At 71.5% G+C, this 17,381-nt stretch carries 20 protein-coding genes; 15 read left to right on the top strand and 5 right to left on the bottom strand.

Annotation, left to right across the window (positions count from 1 at the left end; genetic code table 11):
- Together ATK36_RS07210 and ATK36_RS32065 are read right to left on the bottom strand one after the other, a co-directional pair.
- The gene (locus ATK36_RS07210) at positions 1-1,173 is read right to left on the bottom strand and encodes an acyl-CoA dehydrogenase family protein (RefSeq protein WP_098510555.1); all 1,173 of its coding nucleotides are present in this window, start codon (positions 1,171-1,173) and stop codon (positions 1-3) included.
- A gap of 57 nt (positions 1,174-1,230) precedes the next feature.
- A complete protein-coding gene (locus ATK36_RS32065) occupies positions 1,231-1,401 on the bottom strand; it encodes a hypothetical protein (RefSeq protein WP_170069653.1) in 171 nt (56 codons plus the stop codon).
- Positions 1,402-1,538: 137 nt separating this feature from the next.
- On the opposite strand from ATK36_RS32065, the gene hisH reads away from it, so the two are divergent.
- Positions 1,539-2,162 carry an imidazole glycerol phosphate synthase subunit HisH gene (gene hisH / locus ATK36_RS07205; RefSeq protein ID WP_098510554.1) on the top strand — a complete coding sequence of 208 codons (624 nt, stop codon included), beginning with the start codon at positions 1,539-1,541 and terminating at the stop codon, positions 2,160-2,162.
- 56 nt (positions 2,163-2,218) lie between these two features.
- The gene (gene priA, locus ATK36_RS07200; protein WP_098510553.1) at positions 2,219-2,950 is read left to right on the top strand and encodes a bifunctional 1-(5-phosphoribosyl)-5-((5-phosphoribosylamino)methylideneamino)imidazole-4-carboxamide isomerase/phosphoribosylanthranilate isomerase PriA; all 732 of its coding nucleotides are present in this window, start codon (positions 2,219-2,221) and stop codon (positions 2,948-2,950) included.
- Between the two features lie 12 nt (positions 2,951-2,962).
- On the opposite strand, the gene ATK36_RS07195 is transcribed toward priA, so the two are convergent.
- A complete protein-coding gene (locus tag ATK36_RS07195; RefSeq protein WP_098510552.1) occupies positions 2,963-3,355 on the bottom strand; it encodes a PPOX class F420-dependent oxidoreductase in 393 nt (130 codons plus the stop codon).
- Positions 3,356-3,575: 220 nt separating this feature from the next.
- On the opposite strand from ATK36_RS07195, the gene hisF reads away from it, so the two are divergent.
- Genes hisF through ATK36_RS07180 form a run of 3 tightly spaced genes read left to right on the top strand, consistent with a single transcriptional unit; the run spans position 3,576 to position 5,073 of the window.
- A complete protein-coding gene (hisF, locus tag ATK36_RS07190) occupies positions 3,576-4,349 on the top strand; it encodes an imidazole glycerol phosphate synthase subunit HisF (RefSeq protein ID WP_098514704.1) in 774 nt (257 codons plus the stop codon).
- A complete protein-coding gene (hisI, locus tag ATK36_RS07185; protein WP_098510551.1) occupies positions 4,346-4,714 on the top strand; it encodes a phosphoribosyl-AMP cyclohydrolase in 369 nt (122 codons plus the stop codon). The genes hisF and hisI overlap by 4 nt, the downstream gene beginning before the upstream one ends.
- Entirely contained in the window at positions 4,711-5,073 is a 363-nt protein-coding gene (locus ATK36_RS07180) for a DUF1304 domain-containing protein (protein WP_098510550.1), read from the top strand. Before hisI ends, ATK36_RS07180 begins: the two co-directional genes overlap by 4 nt.
- 6 nt (positions 5,074-5,079) lie before the next feature.
- On the opposite strand, the gene ATK36_RS07175 is transcribed toward ATK36_RS07180, so the two are convergent.
- Positions 5,080-5,685 carry a TetR/AcrR family transcriptional regulator gene (locus ATK36_RS07175; protein ID WP_098510549.1) on the bottom strand — a complete coding sequence of 202 codons (606 nt, stop codon included), beginning with the start codon at positions 5,683-5,685 and terminating at the stop codon, positions 5,080-5,082.
- 98 nt (positions 5,686-5,783) lie between these two features.
- On the opposite strand from ATK36_RS07175, the gene ATK36_RS07170 reads away from it, so the two are divergent.
- From ATK36_RS07170 to ATK36_RS33350, 7 genes are all read left to right on the top strand, one after another.
- The gene (locus tag ATK36_RS07170; RefSeq protein ID WP_098510548.1) at positions 5,784-7,343 is read left to right on the top strand and encodes an anthranilate synthase component I; all 1,560 of its coding nucleotides are present in this window, start codon (positions 5,784-5,786) and stop codon (positions 7,341-7,343) included.
- Between the two features lie 751 nt (positions 7,344-8,094).
- Positions 8,095-8,637, top strand: coding sequence for a Trp biosynthesis-associated membrane protein (locus ATK36_RS34625; protein ID WP_098514703.1), 543 nt, complete (start codon positions 8,095-8,097; stop codon positions 8,635-8,637).
- An 83-nt stretch (positions 8,638-8,720) separates the two neighbouring features.
- Complete coding sequence (trpC, locus tag ATK36_RS07160) at positions 8,721-9,530, top strand: indole-3-glycerol phosphate synthase TrpC (protein ID WP_098510547.1); 810 nt, start codon at positions 8,721-8,723, stop codon at positions 9,528-9,530.
- Positions 9,527-10,738 (top strand): tryptophan synthase subunit beta, encoded by a 1,212-nt coding sequence (gene trpB / locus ATK36_RS07155; protein WP_098510546.1) that lies wholly within the window; start codon positions 9,527-9,529, stop codon positions 10,736-10,738. The genes trpC and trpB overlap by 4 nt, the downstream gene beginning before the upstream one ends.
- Entirely contained in the window at positions 10,735-11,526 is a 792-nt protein-coding gene (gene trpA / locus ATK36_RS07150) for a tryptophan synthase subunit alpha (RefSeq protein WP_098510545.1), read from the top strand. The genes trpB and trpA overlap by 4 nt, the downstream gene beginning before the upstream one ends.
- Before the next feature lie 148 nt (positions 11,527-11,674).
- Positions 11,675-11,848, top strand: a complete 174-nt coding sequence (locus tag ATK36_RS33355; RefSeq protein ID WP_245914483.1) for a hypothetical protein — start codon at positions 11,675-11,677, stop codon at positions 11,846-11,848.
- A 46-nt stretch (positions 11,849-11,894) separates the two neighbouring features.
- Positions 11,895-12,224, top strand: a complete 330-nt coding sequence (locus ATK36_RS33350) for a Uma2 family endonuclease (RefSeq protein WP_245914481.1) — start codon at positions 11,895-11,897, stop codon at positions 12,222-12,224.
- Positions 12,225-12,404: 180 nt separating this feature from the next.
- Here the strand turns inward: ATK36_RS33350 and ATK36_RS32825 are convergent, their stop codons facing one another.
- Positions 12,405-13,712 carry a type I glutamate--ammonia ligase gene (locus ATK36_RS32825; protein WP_211292005.1) on the bottom strand — a complete coding sequence of 436 codons (1,308 nt, stop codon included), beginning with the start codon at positions 13,710-13,712 and terminating at the stop codon, positions 12,405-12,407.
- A 160-nt stretch (positions 13,713-13,872) separates the two neighbouring features.
- Between ATK36_RS32825 and ATK36_RS33345 the strand changes: the two genes are divergently transcribed.
- The 3 genes from ATK36_RS33345 to ATK36_RS07130 all read left to right on the top strand — a co-directional run bounded on the left by ATK36_RS33345 (position 13,873) and on the right by ATK36_RS07130 (position 17,332).
- Positions 13,873-14,157 (top strand): hypothetical protein, encoded by a 285-nt coding sequence (locus ATK36_RS33345; RefSeq protein WP_245914479.1) that lies wholly within the window; start codon positions 13,873-13,875, stop codon positions 14,155-14,157.
- Between the two features lie 842 nt (positions 14,158-14,999).
- Positions 15,000-16,139 (top strand): amidohydrolase family protein, encoded by a 1,140-nt coding sequence (locus tag ATK36_RS07135; RefSeq protein ID WP_098510543.1) that lies wholly within the window; start codon positions 15,000-15,002, stop codon positions 16,137-16,139.
- On the top strand, positions 16,136-17,332 hold the full coding sequence (locus ATK36_RS07130) for a M20 metallopeptidase family protein (protein ID WP_098510542.1): 1,197 nt from the start codon (positions 16,136-16,138) through the stop codon (positions 17,330-17,332). The genes ATK36_RS07135 and ATK36_RS07130 overlap by 4 nt, the downstream gene beginning before the upstream one ends.
- Positions 17,333-17,381: the final 49 nt, after the last annotated feature.

Below are 17,381 nucleotides of genomic sequence, written 5' to 3'. Positions count from 1 at the left end.
TCAGCGGAAGGCCGGGATCCCGGTCACCGCCTGGCCGAGCGAAAGCGCGTGCATCTCCTCGGTGCCCTCGTAGGTCAGCACCGTTTCGAGATTCGCCATGTGCCGCATCACCGGGTATTCGAGCGAGATGCCGTTCGCGCCGAGCATCGACCGGGCGGTGCGGGCGACTTCGAGTGCGGAGCGCACGTTCGCCATCTTCCCGAAGCTGACCTGGTCACGGTGCAGTGTGCCGGCGTCCTTGAGCCGGCCGATCTGCAGCGCGACCAGCCCGGCCCGGTTGACCTCCACCACCAGGTCGGCGAGTTTGCGCTGAGTCAGCTGGAAACCGGCGAGCGGCTTGCCGAACTGCTCGCGGGCCAGCGTGTACTCCAGCGCCGCCTGGTAACACGCGCGCGCCGCGCCGACCACGCCGAACAGGATGCCGTAGCGCGCTTCGTTCAGGCAGGACAACGGCCCGCGCAGGCCGCGGACCTCCGGAAACGCCGCCGACTCCGGCAGCCGCACGCCGTCGAGCACCAGCTCCGCGGTCAGCGAGGCCCGCAGTGAGAGCTTGTGCTTGACCTCGTTCGCGGTGAACCCGGGCGTCGCGGTGGGCACGGCGAAACCGCGGATACCCTCGTCGGTCTGCGCCCAGACCACGGCCACGTCCGCGACCGTGCCGTTGGTGATCCACATCTTCGTGCCGTTCAGCACCCAATCGGCGCCGTCACGCACGGCACGGGTGCGCATGCTGCCCGGATCGCTGCCCGCGTCCGGTTCGGTCAGCCCGAAGCAGCCCAGCGCGTCTCCTGCGGCCATCCGCGGCAGCCATTCGGCGCGGTGTTCCTCGCTGCCCCAGCGGTGGATGGCGTACATCACCAGCGAACCCTGCACGGACACGAAGCTGCGCAGACCGGAATCGACGGCCTCCAGCTCACGACAGGCGATGCCGTAGGCCACCGCGCTGGTTCCGGCGCAGCCGTAGCCCTCGAGGTGCATACCGAGCAAACCCAGCTCGCCGAAGCCTTTCGCCAGCTCCCGCGCGGGCAACGCGCCGGTCTCGTACCAGTCGGCGACCCGGTCGAGCAGCCGGTCCCGGGCGAAGCCGCGGACCGCGTCCCGGATCGCCCGCTCGTCGTCGTCCAGCCCGGCGTCGAGGCCGAGGAAGTCGTGCGGATCCGGGGTCGGGCTCATCGGTTTACTCCTCCGGGAGGCGCGGCGGTGCGGCTTCCGCAGGAAAGCACAGTGCGGTCAGCGCGGACCGGCCGAACGGTGCGTGGGATTGCTCACGTGCTCCGCATCGACCTGGGCGCGCGTCCGCTGCGGCGGGATGGTGAGCACCGTGAACTGCGGGAACGGCACGCTGTCGATGTCCTTGCGCCAGGCGTCGAACATCTGGCAGAGCAGATCGGACTCGGACATCTCGTCCTCGTTTCCGGGTCCGGGGGCACCGGCGGCACCCGAGGCGGGAGGAGTACCCGATCCGGCGACGGGTGAAACCCGGCCGGGCGAAAAACCGGCCGGCGCGGGGCGGGGACTACCCTAGACCCGTGTCTCGTGTGGTGATTCTCGACTACGGCTCCGGCAATCTCCGTTCCGCGGAACGCGCCCTCGCGCGTGCGGGCGCCGAGGTGACGGTGACCGCCGATCCGCAGGCCGCGCTGGAGGCGGACGGGCTGGTGGTGCCCGGGGTCGGCGCGTTCTCCGCGTGCATGGCCGGGCTGCGGGAGGTACACGGGCCGCGGATCATCGGCAAGCGCCTCGCCGGCGGCCGTCCGGTGCTGGGCATCTGCGTGGGCATGCAGATCCTGTTCGAACGCGGGGTCGAGCACGGCGAGGAGACCACCGGCACCGGCGAATGGCCGGGCACGGTCGAGCGGCTGCACGCGGACGTGCTCCCGCACATGGGCTGGAACACCGTACGCCCGCCGGCGGATTCGCAGCTGTTCGCGGGCATCGATCCGGGGGAGCGGTTCTACTTCGTGCACTCCTACGCCGCGCGGCGCTGGGAGCTGGACTCCGGGCTGGCCGGGCAGCAGCCGAAGCTCACCTGGTCCGACCACGGCGAGGACTTCGTGGCTGCGGTGGAGAACGGGCCGTTGTGGGCCACCCAGTTCCACCCGGAGAAGTCCGGTGACGCGGGTGCCCGCCTGCTGCGCAGCTGGCTGGCGACGCTCGCGTAGCCGGCCTGCGCGGTCCCCCGGACAGGGAGCCGGGTCCCGCCGCATAGGCTGTCCGCGTGACTTTCACGCTCCTTCCCGCCGTTGATGTGGCCGATGGCCAGGCCGTGCGACTCGTCCAGGGCGAGGCCGGCACCGAGACCTCCTATGGCAGCCCGCTGGAGGCGGCGCTGGCCTGGCAGCGCGACGGCGCGGAGTGGATCCATCTGGTGGACCTCGACGCGGCGTTCGGCAAGGGCAGCAACCGCGAGCTGCTCGCCGAGGTCGTCGGCCGGCTCGACGTGCAGGTGGAGCTGTCTGGCGGGATCCGCGACGACGCGTCGCTGGAGGCCGCGCTGGCCACTGGCGCCCGCCGGGTGAACCTGGGCACCGCCGCGCTGGAGGACCCCAAGTGGACCGCGAAGGCGGTGGCCGCTTACGGTGACCGCGTCGCGATCGGCCTGGACGTGCGGATCACCGAGGCGGGCCACCGGCTGTCCGCGCGCGGCTGGACCTCCGACGGCGGCGACCTGTGGGAGGTCCTCGACCGGCTCGACCGCGACGGCGCCAGCCGCTACGTGGTCACCGACGTGAGCAAGGACGGCACCCTGCGCGGCCCGAATCTCGATCTGCTGCGCGAGGTCACCGCCCGCACCGACGCCCCGGTGATCGCCTCCGGCGGAGTGTCCAGTGTGGACGATCTGCGCGCGCTGGCGGCGCTGTCCGGCGACGGCGTCGAGGGCTCGATCGTGGGCAAGGCGCTGTACGCGGGCGCGTTCACCCTGCCGGAGGCGCTGGCCGCGGTGCGCTGAGCCGGGGGTTGGTCAGTCCGTCTCGTCCAGCACGACGGCAATGCCGATCGTGCGTTCCGGGCCGCCTCGCAGACGGCTGAAGAACATCCCCACCCGGCCCACCAGGCCGTACTTGCGGGCGATGGCTTCGCGGACCCGGCCGGAATCGCTGTGGTCGAGCAGCCGGGCGGTGCCGGACACCTCGGCGCCGTGCGTGCGGCGGCCGCGAGTGTCGCAGGCCTGCACCCGGACCGCGCCGCTGTTGCGGATGCGCTTCACCTTGCCCGCGTTGCGCTCCGACCAGACCACCAGCTCGTCGCCCTCTCTGGCGGCCCACACCGCGGTGGGCACGGCACGGCCGTCGCGACGGAACGTGATCAGCAGGACGTACTTCTCCGCGGCGAGGCGCTCCAGTTCCGACGGCATCTGCCCACCGTAACCCGCGAAACCCGGCGTCTGAACTGGAAACCCCGCAGCGCCCAGCCTTCTTTGGGTGCCAGGGTGCCGGCAAAGTTCCGTGAAGGGCCCCTTCACGGACGGCGTCAGGGGCCCCTTCACGGACTTGTAGCACGCCCGCGCGTCCGGTCGATCCGGAACCGGCCATCCGGTGCCCGGCCCGCCGCGGCCGCACGGCTACGCTGAAGGCATGGCTGTGGCGGTACGGGTGATTCCCTGTCTCGACGTCGACGCGGGCCGGGTCGTGAAGGGGGTCAACTTCGCCGGGCTGCGCGATGCGGGTGATCCGGTCGAGCTGGCGCGCCGGTACGACGCCGAAGGCGCGGACGAGCTGACCTTCCTCGACGTCACCGCGTCGTCCGGGAATCGGGAGACCACCTTCGACGTGGTGCGCCGCACGGCCGAGCAGGTCTTCATCCCGCTCACCGTCGGCGGCGGCGTGCGTTCGACGGACGACGTGAACCGGCTGCTGCGCACCGGTGCGGACAAGGTGAGCATCAACACCGCCGCGATCGCACGCCCGGAGCTGTTGAAGGAAGCGTCCCGGCGATTCGGCGCGCAGTGCATCGTGCTCTCGGTCGACGCGCGGCGTGTTCCCGAAGGTGGCGAAGCGACGGCGTCCGGCTTCGAGGTGACCACGCACGGCGGCCGTCGCGGCACGGGGATCGACGCGGTGGAATGGGCTGCGCGCGGCGAAGAGCTCGGCGTGGGCGAGATCCTGCTGAACTCGATGGACGCCGACGGCACGAAGGCCGGGTTCGACCTGGAGCTGATCGCCTTGGTGCGCAAGGCCGTGCGGGTGCCGGTGATCGCCAGCGGCGGGGCCGGCGAGGTCGCGCACTTCCCGCCCGCGGTCCGGGCCGGCGCGGACGCCGTGCTCGCCGCCAGCGTATTCCACTTCGGACAGTTGAAGATCGGTGACGTGAAAAGCTCGCTGCGGGCGGACGGGGTGGTCGTGCGATGACCGCGCTCGCCCCGGAACTCGCCGCGCGGCTCAAGCGCAACGCGGACGGGCTGATCGCCGCGGTCGTGGTCGAGCACTCGACGTCCGACGTGCTGATGATGGCGTGGATGAACGACGAGGCGCTGGCCGCCACCCTCGCCACCCGCCGCGGTACCTACTGGTCCCGCAGCCGGCGGGAGCTGTGGGTGAAGGGTGAGACCTCCGGCCACGTGCAGCACGTCCGCGAGGTCCGCATCGACTGCGATGGCGACACCGTGCTGCTGCGCGTCGACCAGACCGGTCCCGCCTGTCACACCGGCGAGCACACCTGTTTCGACAGCGCGGAACGGCTGCTGCTGGCCGAGGAAGAGGAGAACACGCGGTGACCGTGGTCGCGAACGTGCTCGTCGGGCTCGTTGCCTTGATCCACCTCTACATCGTTCTCCTGGAGATGGCCCTGTGGACGACTCCGCGGGTGCGCGCCACCTTCGGGACCACCGAGGAGTTCGCGCGGGAGAGCAAGCCGCTGGCGGCGAATCAGGGGCTGTACAACGGTTTCCTGGCGCTCGCGCTGATCTGGGGCCTGATCGCGAGCGACCCGGCCGGGTTCCAGCTCAAGCTCTACGGCCTGGTGTGCGTCGTCATCGCCGGTCTCTACGGCGCCGCGACGGCGACCCGGAAGATCCTGTTCGTGCAGGTGCTGCCGGGTGCGCTGGCGCTGGTGTTCCTGCTGCTGGCGCGCTAGGCGGTGTTAGTCGATGGTGCCGGTGAGGTACCGCTGCACAGTCGGGCCGACCGCCGCGACCAGCGTTTCCACCTCGGCGTTGGCCATCGGCTCGAAGGCGGCCACGTAGCGCACCAGGCCCATGCCGACGATCTGCGAGGCGCACAGGGTGGTGCGGAATGCCTCTCGGTCGACGCCGATCCCGCTGACCAGCTCCGCGAAAAAGCCGGAGAAGAACGAGTGCAGCACGGAATTCGCGACCTCGTGGTCGGTGAAGCTGCGGATCAGGGCCTGGAACTGGTCGCCGCCCGCGCCGTCCCAGCGGGTGAGAAAAGTGCGCACGATCCGGTAGCCCAGTTCGTCGTCCGGGCTCGCGCGCAGTTCCGTGACGAGTTCGTACGGGGAGAACGGCAGCTTGAGCACGGCCTGGGCGAACAAGCCTTCCTTGCCGCCGAACCAGTGGTTGACCATCGCGGCGTCGACACCGGCGCGGGACGCGATCCCGCGCACCGTGGCGCGCTCGTAGCCGTTCTCCCCGAACACCGCGCGCGCGGCCGCGAGCAGGGCGGCGCGGGTGTCCTGCCCGGCCGGACGGCGGCCGCGGCGGCGGGCGGTAGGGTCCTCGGTGCTCATAGATCCATTCTGACCGCGCCCCGGCCGTAATTCAACATCGGGTGAATTTGATGGTCCCCGCCGGTCCGGCAGTGCGGCGGTGGCGGCACAATGAGGGCATGGTCAGCTCAGCAGCCACCCCGGCCGGGCCCGGCCCGGTCAGCCCGTCCCGTGCCGAATTCCGCGCGCTCGCCGAAGGCCGCCGCGTGATCCCCGTGGTGCGGCGGGTCCTCGCCGACGGTGAAACGCCGCTCGGGGTGTACCGCAAGCTCGCCGCGGACCGGCCGGGCACGTTCCTGTTCGAATCGGCGGAGAACGGGAAGTCGTGGTCGCGCTGGTCGTTCGTCGGCGTGCGCAGCCCGGCCGCGCTGACCGTCCGCGACGGGCGTGCGGTGTGGACCGGCACCCCGCCGGTCGGCCTGCCCTGCGAGGGCGACCCGCTGCAGGTGCTGCGCGCCACCGTCGAGGCGCTGCACAGCGAGCCGCTGCCCGGCCTGCCCCCGCTGACCGGCGGGATGGTCGGCTACCTCGGCTACGACTCCGTGCGCTGGCTGGAAAAGCTGCCCGAGCTGGCCGAACGGGACCTGGACATTCCCGAGCTGACCATGCTGCTGGCCACCGATCTCGCGGCGTTCGACCACCACGAGGGCACCGTCACGCTGATCGCGAACGCGGTCAACTGGGACGACTCGCCGGAGCGGGTGGACGCCGCCTACGACGACGCACTCGCCCGACTGTCGGCGATGACCGGGGAACTGGGCGTGCCCGCGCCGCCGACGACGGCCACCTTCGACCGTCCGGTGCCGGAGTTCACCCGCCGCCGCAGCAAGCCGGAGTTCCATGCCGCGGTCGACAAGGCGGTGGAGGCGATCAAGGCCGGGGAAGCGTTCCAGGTGGTTCCCTCGCAACGGTTCGAGATCGAGACCGATGCGGATGCGCTGGACGTCTACCGCGTGCTGCGCACCTCGAACCCCAGCCCGTACATGTACCTGCTGCGGCTGGAGGGGTTCGACATCGTCGGCTCCAGCCCGGAGTCGCTGGTCACGGTGCGCGACGGCCGGGCGACCACGCATCCGATCGCGGGCACCCGCTGGCGTGGCGCGGACCCGGAGGAGGACGCCCGGCTGGCGAAGGACCTCCTGGCCGACCAGAAGGAACGGGCCGAGCACCTGATGCTCGTCGACCTCGGCCGCAACGATCTGGGCAAGGTCTGCAAGCCGGGCACCGTGCGGGTGGTCGACTTCTTCCAGATCGAGCGCTACAGCCACGTGATGCACATCGTGTCCACAGTGACCGGTGAGCTGGCCGAGGACCGCACCGCGTTCGACGCCGTCACCGCCTGTTTCCCGGCGGGCACGTTGTCCGGGGCGCCGAAGGTGCGGGCGATGGAGCTGATCGAGGAATTGGAGCCGGTCCGCCGTGCGTTGTACGGCGGTGTGGTCGGCTACCTGGACTTCGCGGGCGACGCGGACACCGCCATCGCGATCCGCACCGCCTTGATGCGCGACGGCACCGCGTACGTGCAAGCAGGCGGCGGCGTCGTGGCGGACTCGGTGGCGGACTACGAAGACACGGAGTCGCTGAACAAGGCCCGCACGGTGCTGTCCGCCGTGGCCGCCGCGGGCACCATGGTTCCGGCCGCCCAGCTGGACCCGGCCGAGGACGCGGCCGGTGTCTGAGCCGGAGGTGCCCGGGGTGGTGGGTGGCGCCGGGGGCGGTGACCGGGGTGCGGCTGCGTCCGGTGGCTCGGGCGGTCTTTCCGATCCTGTGGGTACAGGCACTCCCGCCGAGCCGATTGGCCCGGGCGAAGTCGCTGATCCCGGCGACTCTGCCGATCAGGTCGGCCCCGGCGGTCCCGGGGCTGCCGAGGTTGCCGAACCCGTCGGTTCCGGCGGCCTCGGTAACCTTGAGAGTCCCGCCGATCCCGCCGAATCCGCGGGTTCTTTCGCCTCTGGCGATTCTGGTTCCGGCGGCTCCGCTGGCGCAGCTGCCCCCGCCAGCCTCGGTGGCTCCACTGGCTCCGCGAGCCCTGTCGTCTCCGGTGGTTCCGGCAACTCCACCGACTCGGCCGACTCCATCGGGCTCGGCGGTCCCGCGGAATCCGTCGCTTCTGGTGGTTCGGGCGGCTCCACCGCCCCGGCGGAGGCCACCTGTCTCGGCAACCCCACCGACTCGGCCGACCCCACCGGCCCCGGTGATCTCGCCGAGTCTGCGGATTCCGGCGGCTCCACCGATCCGGCGGATCCCACCGGCCCCGGCAGCCCCACTGGCTCCCCGAGCCCCGTCGCCTCCGTCGCTCCCGGCAACCCCACCGCCCCGGCCGGCTCCACCGGCCCGGGCAACCTCACCGGCTCTGCCAATCCCGCCGCCCCCGCTGACCCCACCACCCCCGCGCCCCGTCCCACCACCCCCAAGCGTCCACTATGGACAATCCTCCTCCCGCTCCTGCTCGGCGCCCTGGCCCTCTGGGGCTCCTCCCGGCTGGTCTGGTTCGCCGAATTCCGCGACGAAGGGGTGCGCGGGGTCGTTCGGTACACCGAAAACGGGGCGCAGCACGCCACCGCGCTGATCCCGCTCGCCTTGCTCGCGCTGGCCGGGGTGGCCGGCGTCCTGGCCACCGGGGGATGGCTGCGGCGGGTGCTCGGCGGGCTGCTCGCGCTGGCCGGGGTCGCCGGGATCTGGACCGGGGCGACGGGCGTGCGCTTCGGGTTCGCGGCGGGGCTGCCGGGTGGGCAGATCCTGCTCGCGCACGGGCTCGCCGTGCTCGGCGGCCTTCTGCTCGCGCTCGGCGGGCTGGCCGCGGTCAAGTGGGCGGGCACCGCGAAACGGCTCGGGGCAAAGTATTCCGCGCCCGGGGCGCAACGGGCGCGCCGTGATCCGGACACCGAACTGTGGGAGGCGCTCTCCGGCGGCACCGATCCCACCGACCCTGCCGGGCAACCCGGAACGGGTCGGCGATCAAGCGGGGGTTAGCATCGTTTCGGCGGGAAGGGGAAGGTTTTTGTGAGCGACCTTGCGAGTGGACGAGCGAGTTCGGCAGCGGGCAGGGGCGCCCGGTGAGCGTGCTCGAGGACATCGTCGCCGGCGTGCGAGAGGATCTCGCGCAGCGGGAATCCGTGCTGCCCTTCGACGAAATGAAGGCGCGGGCGGCCAAGGCCGCACCCGCGCGGGACGTGATGGCCGCGCTGCGCGAGTCCGGGATCGGCGTGATCGCGGAGGTGAAGCGGCGCAGCCCGTCCAAGGGTGAGCTGGCCGCCATCCCCGACCCCGCGGCGCTGGCCGCGGACTACCAGGACGCCGGCGCCCGGGTGATCAGCGTGCTCACCGAGCAGCGCCGCTTCGGCGGTTCACTGGCCGACCTCGACGCGGTCCGCGCCGCGGTGGACATCCCGGTGCTGCGCAAGGATTTCGTGGTCAGCCCGTACCAGGTGCACGAGGCCCGGCTGCACGGCGCGGACATGGTCCTGCTGATCGTCGCGGCGCTGGAGCAGAACGCGCTCGCCGCGCTGCTCGACCGGGTCGAATCCCTCGGCATGACCGCGCTGGTGGAGATCCACAACGCGGAGGAGGCCGACCGCGCGCTGGAGGCCGGCGCCAAGGTGATCGGCGTGAACGCGCGCAACCTGCACACCCTCGAAGTGGACCGGGACGTGTTCTCCCGGCTCGCCCCCGGCCTGCCGATGGACGTGTTCAAGATCGCCGAGTCCGGTGTGCGCGGCCCCGGTGACCTGATGTCCTACGCCGGGCACGGCGCGGACGCGGTGCTGGTCGGCGAGGGCCTGGTCGCCTCCGGGGATCCGAAGGGCGCCGTGGTCAAGCTGGTCACCGCCGGTTCGCACCCGGCCTGCCCGAGGCCGTCGCGATGAGCGGCGCGCACGACCCGGACGAACGCGGCTACTACGGCCCGTATGGCGGGCGGTTCATGCCGGAGGCGCTGATCGGCGTGGTCGACGAGGTCGCCGCCGAGTACGAGAAAGCGCGTCACGATCCGGAGTTCACCGGCGAGCTGCACCGGCTGCTCACCGAGTACGCGGGCCGCCCGTCGCTGCTGACGGAGGTGAAGCGGTTCGGCGCGCACGCCGGCGGAGCGCGGGTGTTCCTCAAGCGCGAGGACCTCAACCACACCGGCTCACACAAGATCAACAACGTGCTCGGCCAGGCGCTGCTGACCAAACGCATGGGCAAGAAGCGGGTGATCGCGGAGACCGGCGCCGGCCAGCACGGCGTGGCCACCGCCACCGCCTGCGCACTGCTCGACCTGGACTGCGTCGTCTACATGGGCGAGGTGGACACCGAGCGGCAGGCGCTCAACGTGGCGCGGATGAAGCTGCTCGGCGCCGAGGTGGTCCCGGTCAAAACCGGTTCACGCACGCTGAAGGACGCGATCAACGAGACGCTCCGCGACTGGGTCACCAATGCCGACACCACGCACTACGTCTTCGGCACCGCGGCCGGGCCGTACCCGTTCCCGATGATGGTGCGCAATTTCCACCACGTCATCGGCCAGGAGGCCCGGGAGCAGATCCTGGCTCAGGCGGGCAGGCTGCCGGACGTCGTCGCCGCATGTGTCGGCGGCGGATCCAACGCGATCGGCATCTTCTCCGGCTTCTACGACGACCCGGGCGTGCGGCTGGTCGGCTTCGAGCCGGGCGGCGAGGGCATCGAGGGCGCCCGGCACGGCGCGACGCTCACCAAGGGCACTCCGGGCAACCTGCACGGCGCGATGTCGTACCTGTTGCAGGACGAGGACGGCCAGACCGTGGAGTCGCACTCCATCTCGGCCGGGCTGGACTACCCGGGCGTCGGCCCGGAGCATTCGTGGCTCAAGGACACCGGGCGTGCCGAGTACCGGCCGATCACCGACGCGCAGGCGATGGACGCGCTCCGGCTGCTCTCGCGCACCGAGGGCATCATCCCGGCGATCGAGTCCTCGCACGCGCTGGCCGGTGCCGTGCGGCTGGGCCAGGAGCTGGGACCGGAAGGGCTGATCGTGGTCAACCTGTCCGGCCGGGGCGACAAGGACATGGACACCGCGGCGAAGTGGTTCGGACTCATGGACGGGGAGGGCAAGTGAGCGGCCTCGACGAGCTGTTCGCGGCGACGCGGGCGCAGCGCCGGGCCGCGCTCGTCGGCTACCTGCCCGCCGGCTTCCCGACCGTGGCGACGTCGAAGGACCTGCTGGCGGCCACCCTGGACGGCGGCGCGGACCTGGTCGAGGTCGGCGTGCCGTATTCCGATCCGGTGATGGACGGCCCGACCATCCAGGCTGCCGCGGAGGCGGCGCTGGCGAGCGGGTTCCGGCTGAAGCAGCTGTTCGAGGTGGTCGAATCGGTGGCCGCGCGGGGTGGCCGGGCCGTGGTGATGACCTACTGGAACCCGGTGCACCGCTACGGCGTGGACGCGTTCGCCCGCGACCTCGCGGCGGCGGGCGGTCTGGGCATGATCACCCCGGACCTGATCCCGGACGAGGCCGCCGCGTGGACGGCCGCTTCGCAGGCACACGGGCTCGACCGGATCTTCCTGGTCGCCCCGTCCTCTTCGGAGGAGCGGCTGGTGAAGACCACGGCCGCGTGCTCGGGCTTCGTCTACGCCACCGCGGTTATGGGCGTCACCGGTGCCCGTGACACGGTCGGCGCGCATGCGGAGGAGCTGGTCCGCCGGACTCGCGCGCACACGGACCTGCCGATCGGCGTCGGCCTCGGTGTCCGCTCGCGCGCGCAAGCCGCCGAGGTGGCCGGCTTCGCGGATGCGGTCATCGTGGGATCCGCCCTGGTCACGGCGGCCACGGAGGGGCCGGACAGCGTCCGCGGCCTGGCCGCCGAACTGGCGACCGGGGTGCGTGAGGCGGTCACTCCGGCCTGATCTTCCGGCTGCCCAGTCTTGGCCGTGGCAACTTTCAGTAATCGTCTGTACACTCTCAGTATGCAGATGAACCGAGGGGGAAGCGGCCGTACATGGCAGGCTGGGGACGACGGGATGAGAGACGCGACGCGGGCGGGGGTGAGACGAGATGGCAGCGCCTGCCGAGCACGCGGCTGGCGAGTTCGAGCGCTCGTTGCTGCAAGTGTTCTTCGATCTGCCAGAGCCGGGTTTGCCGGGCGTGCGGATCGAAGCCGTGGACGGGGCGTATCACCTGAGTCCCGCGCCGACCTCGCTGCATCAGCGGATCCTGCAGAAGCTGTAGTTCGCGTGCGCGTCCGGGGTCGGAGGGGACCGAACTGCTGCCAGGGGTGAACGTCCGATGCTCGGAAAGCCGGTTGCTGATCCCGGATTTCGTCGTGGTCACCTGCGCGGAGGCGGATACCACCCGGTATCAGGCATCCGAGGTGCTGCTCGCCGCGGAGATCGAGTCGCCGTCCACTCGGGTGCAGGACCGGATCTTCAAGAAGGCGCTCTACGCCGAGGCGCTCATCCCATATTACCTTCTCGTCGATCCGGAGCAGAAGTCGGCCACTCTGTTCGCGCTCGCCGACGGTGAGTATGCGCCGCATACGAAGAGTGAGAGTGGGGTGCTTTCGCTGACCGAACCGTTCACGGCGGAGGTGGATCTGCGCGGCTGACCGGGGTGGTCGTGGACCGCCGGTGGGGATTGTACTCGTTTCGGGAGGGCTGCGAACTCGACCGTACGAGCCGTGGTGACGGACTCGAGTAGCGAGAGGTGTTTGTCCCCAGGCGGGAGAAATGTCACCCGCGAGGCCTGTTCGGCTCGAAGACCCCTGCTCGTCACCGACGGGCTCGGCTCAGTGCAGCCAGCGCATCACCGTGCACAAGTCGTCCGGAGCGAGTTCGCCCAACGCGGACAGTTCGGCGCGGCGGATGTCCATCAGCGTCGTGGCGAGTGGTGGGCCGAAGGCGGCGGGGAGGACGTCGTCCGCTTCGAAGGCGGCGACGGCCTCTGCCAGTGATCGCGGCAAGCGAGTGACGCCTGCGTCGGCGGCCGCGTCGGGGCCGAGCAGTCCGGGGTCGACGTCGACCGGGGCGGGCAGCGTCGCACCGGTCGTCACTCCGGAGAGGCCGGCGAACAGCAGTGCGGCCACCACGAGGTACGGGTTGGCGGTGAGGTCGAAGCACTTCACCTCCAGGTTCGCCGCTGTTTCGCGCTGTCCGTCCGCGCCGCGGATCAGCCGGAGGGGTGCTTCCCGGTTTTCCCAGCCCCAGGCGGTGAACACGCCTGCCCAATGGTGCGGCTCCAGCCGCAGATAGCTGAGCACGGATGGGGTACCTATGGCGAGCAGTGCGGGTAGCCGGGCGAAAATCCCGGCGGCGAACGCCGCCGCGGTATCGGTCAGCCCGAACGGGCCGGTCCCGCCCGCGCACAGGTTTCGCTCGCCGTCCCACAGGCTCAAGTGCACGTGCCCGCCGTTGCCGACGCCGCCGGGGGTGAACTTCGGCGTGAACGATGCGCGGAACCCGTGCGCCGCGCTCACCGTGCGCACCGTTTCCCGGATCAGCACGGCCAGATCCGCCGCGTGCACCGGATCCGTTGCCGCAACGGACAGTTCGAACTGGCCGGCGGCGTACTCCGGGTGGATCTGTTCCACCGCACCATGCTGGCTGTCCAAAGTAGACACCAATGTGCGGAGGTAGCCGGAGTGCGCGCTCAGTCGCGAATAGCCGTACGCCGGTCCGGCGATCGGTACCCCGTCGGTGTCCGTGATCACCCATTCGAGTTCGAAGGCCAGCCGGGCGGAAAGCCCTTGCGCGGCGAGCCGATCAGCCGCCGTTGCGGCGAGTGCCCGCGCGTCCTGCGGATGCGGGACGCCGTCCTGGTCGTATTTCCACACCGGCGCCCACGCCCAGCCCGGCTGTGCGGCGAGCACGGTCAGTGCGTCGAGATCGGGATGCAGCCGCAGATCGCCGACCGGTCCGAGCGAATACGTCCCGGTGGCGATCTCGTCGGTGCAGAGGAAGAAGTCGAACGCCTTCGACGCCCCGACACCCCAGGCGGCGACCTCCGCGAGCCGCCCCACCGGCACCGCCTTGACCCGCGAAATCCCGGAATTGTCCACGAAGGTCATCGCGACCAGCTCCACCCCGGCCCGCGCCAGCCGCCCCGCCTCGGCGGCCCCGCGTTCGGCGAGCCCGGTCCGGTCGAGTGGCCCCCTGCCGCCCCTGCCGCCCCTGCCGCCCCTGCCGCCCCTGCCGCCGGTGCCGCCGGTGCTGGTTGCGGTGGCGTGTCCCGTCCGGTCGGCTGGTCCCGTGCCGCCCGTGCCGCCCGTGCCGCCCGTGCTGCCCGTGCTGCCCGTGCTGCCCGTGCTGCCCGTGCTGCCCGTGCTGCCCGTGCTGCCCGTGCTGCCCGTGCTGCCCGTGCTGCCCGTGCTGCCCGTGCTGCCCGTGCTGCCCGTGCTGCCCGTGCTGCCCGTGCTGCCCGTGCTGCCCGTGCTGCCCGTGCTGCCCGTGCCGGTTGCGGTGGTGTTTCCCGTCCGGTCGGGTGGTCCCGCGTTGGTGGTCGTGCGTCCGGCTCGGTTTTGTTGCGCGGTGCCGGTGGCGTGACCCGTCCGGTCGGGTGGTCCCGCCTCGGTGGTCGCGTGTTCGGTGAGCTTGGCTCGGTTGGGTGGGCCGCCTGCAGTGGGGTCGTGGTCGGCTTGGTTGACGTGTCTTGCCGTGGCGATCGCGTGTTCGGTGCGACCGATTCGGGCTCGCTGTCCGGTGCCGGTGGCGGCGAATCCGGTCCGGTCGGGCGGCGCTGCCGTGGTAGGCGCGTGCTTCGTTCGGTTGGGCGAGTCGTCTGCCGTGGTTTTGCGGTCGGCTTGGTAGGGGTGTTCCGCGGTCCTGGTCGCGTGGTCGAGCGGGTTTGCTTGACCGAGTTGCTCTGCCGTGGCGGTCGTGTGCTCGGTGCGAGCGGTCCGGTCGAGACGTCCTGCCGGGGCGGTCGCGTGTTCGGCGCGCCTGGCTCGGTCGGGTGGGCCGCCTGCAGCGGTGTCGTGCTGGGTGAGTTCGGATTGCCCGGCCGTGGTGGTCGCGTGTCTCGTCAGGTCGCCGTACCTGGCCTCACGTTCGCCGGCGCGGACCGACTGGTCCCCAGCGGGTCCGCGCTCGGCGACTCCGTCCCACTCGATCTGACCGGCCTCGCATTCGCCGAATCCGGGACGTCGCTCCCCGTCGGCTTCGCATTCCGTGCTGCCGTCCAGGTCGAGCAGATCACCCACACCGCCACCCCCATCCGTGGCGTTGTCCGGTTGCCAAGGCTGGGATGCAGGCTGATTCATCACGCCCCCCACGGGCTTCGCCGGGTGCTTCCTCGTTTCCGGTGCCAAGTAACGCATCGTGTCAGATTTCCGGGAACGGCGCCGGGCGGCTCGTAGGGTGGGGGACAAGGCTCCGGAGGGGACGTGATGACCGCACTGCTGGACTTCGTGGCGGAGGCGCCGCTTGTCGATCACCACTGCCACGGTGTCGTCACCCACGATCCCGGCCGGGAAGAGTTCGAGCGGATGCTGACCGAGGCCGACGTGGTCTCGCCGCTGGGAGTGTCCCTGTTCGACTCGCTGATCGGGCTCGCCGTGCGGGCGCGGTGCGCGCCGGTGCTCGACCTGCCGAAGCACGCGCCGGCGCAGGACTATCTCGGGCGGCGGGCCGAGTTGGGCGCGGGCGAGGTCAACCGGCGGTTCCTGCGTGCCACCGGGACCACCGACTTCCTGCTTGACGGCGGTTTCCTGCCGGGCTCACTGACCACCACGGCCGAGTTCACGGACCTAGCGCAGGCCCGTGCTCACGACATCGTCCGGCTGGAGCAGGTGGCCGAGGACGTCGTCCGCGCGGGAACCAGTGCCGCCGGGTTTGCTGCGGCCTTCGACGCTGAGCTGACCCGGCGCGCGGCTGGTGCGGTGGGTGTCAAGTCGATCGCGGCGTATCGGGTCGGGCTTGAGTTGTCCGGGGCACGCCCGGCGCCCGCCGAGGTCGCGGCCGCTGCGGGGCGGTGGTTTGCCGGGATCGAGGCGGGGGCGCCGGTCCGGCTGGCCGACGAGGTACTCCACCGTCACCTGATCTGGGCAGGCGTCGAGCGTGGGCTGCCGGTGCAGTTCCACGTCGGCTACGGCGATTCCAACGTCGACCTGCACCGCTGCGACCCGCTCCTGCTCACGGGGCTGCTGCGCGCGACCCGGGGCAGCGGGGTACCGATCCTGTTGCTGCACAACTATCCCTTCCACCGCAACGCGGCGTACCTCGCCCAGGTCTTCGAGCACGTGTTCGCCGACGTCGGCCTCTGCACGCACAACGCCGGGTTCCGCGCGTCCGCGCTGCTGGCCGAGCTGCTGGAGCTGATCCCGTTCGGCAAGCTGCTGTTCTCCACCGACGCGTTCGGCCTCGCCGAGCTGTACCACCTCGGCAGCACGCTGTTCCGCCAAGGCCTGTCCGATTTCCTGCGCACCGCGCTCGCCGCCGGCGAACTGTCCGAAGTGGACGCCAGACGGCTGGTGCGGCTGGCCGGGCACGAGAACGCGGCCCGGATCTACCGACTGGAGTCCCGATGACCGGGTTCGTCACCCACTGGCGCACCGCGCTGGCCGCGGAACTGCCCGCCGCGATCGAGCTGCGGCACCGCCTGCACGCCGACCCCCGCGGTTCCGGCGACGAGGAGGACACCGCCCGCGTGGTGGCCGCCGCGATCGGCGCCGGTGAGGGCGAGCGCGCCGCCAAGACCGGACGGCTGATCGATCTGCCGAGCGAGCACCCCGGCCCCGCGGTGGCGCTGCGCGCCGAGCTGGACGCGCTCCCGGTGACCGAGCGCACCGGCGTGGCCTGGGCGTCGAAATCCGGGCTGATGCACGCCTGCGGTCACGATGTGCACCTCGCCGCGCTGACCGCGGTGTGCCGCTCGGCGCGGCGGGTCGAGCTGCCGAAGCCGCTGGTCGCGATCCTCCAGCCGAGGGAGGAGACGGCCCCCTCCGGCGCGCAGGGCCTGGTCGGGTCCGGGCTGCTGGAAGAGCACGACGTGGACACGGTGATCGCCGCGCACGTACAGCCCCGCCTCGCTTACGGCGTGGTCTCGGCTGCACCGGGCCCGGTCAACGCGTCCACCGATGAGTTCGAGATCGTCGTGCACGGGCAGGGCGGGCACGCCGGCTATCCGCATCTGCTGCGTGACCCGGTCCTCGCGCTGAGCCAGCTCGTCGTGAGCCTGCAGCAGGTGGCCGGCCGCCGGATCGACCCGGTGCACGGCGCGGTCTGCACGGTCGGGCGGATCCAGGCGGGCACCGCGGCGAACGTGGTGCCCAATACCGCGTCCGCGCTCGGCTCGCTGCGGCTGATGCGCGGCAGCGACCGGGAACACGCCCTGGCGATACTGACCGAGATAGTGCACGCCACCGCTCGTGCCTACGGCTGCACGGCGGAGCTGCGGATCAGCCCGTGCGAACCGGTGCTGGTCAACGATCCCGCGCTCGCCACCGCCGCGCAGGCCTGGCTGCTGCGCGGCGGCGCCGATCTCGACGTGGACTTTCGTTCGTTCGGTGCGGACGACTTCGCGCACTACTGCGGCGACGGGATCCGCGGGCTGATGTTGTTCGCCGGACTGGGGGACACCGCGGGCGCGCCGAGCCTGCACGACGAGCGGTTCCTGCCCGGCGACGACGCGGTCGGGCTGGTCGCGGACGCACTGCTGGCCGGTTACCTCGCCGCGGTCTCCGGTCCCGAGTACCCCGGGGTGTCCGCGACCGGTTCGTGACCCATCGTTCTCGTGCCCTTCGACAGGACCTGACCACGGCGGACGGCCG

The organism is Amycolatopsis sulphurea (assembly GCF_002564045.1).
GTDB lineage: Bacteria > Actinomycetota > Actinomycetes > Mycobacteriales > Pseudonocardiaceae > Amycolatopsis > Amycolatopsis sulphurea.
This window is presented reverse-complemented; position numbering and strand designations above follow the sequence as displayed.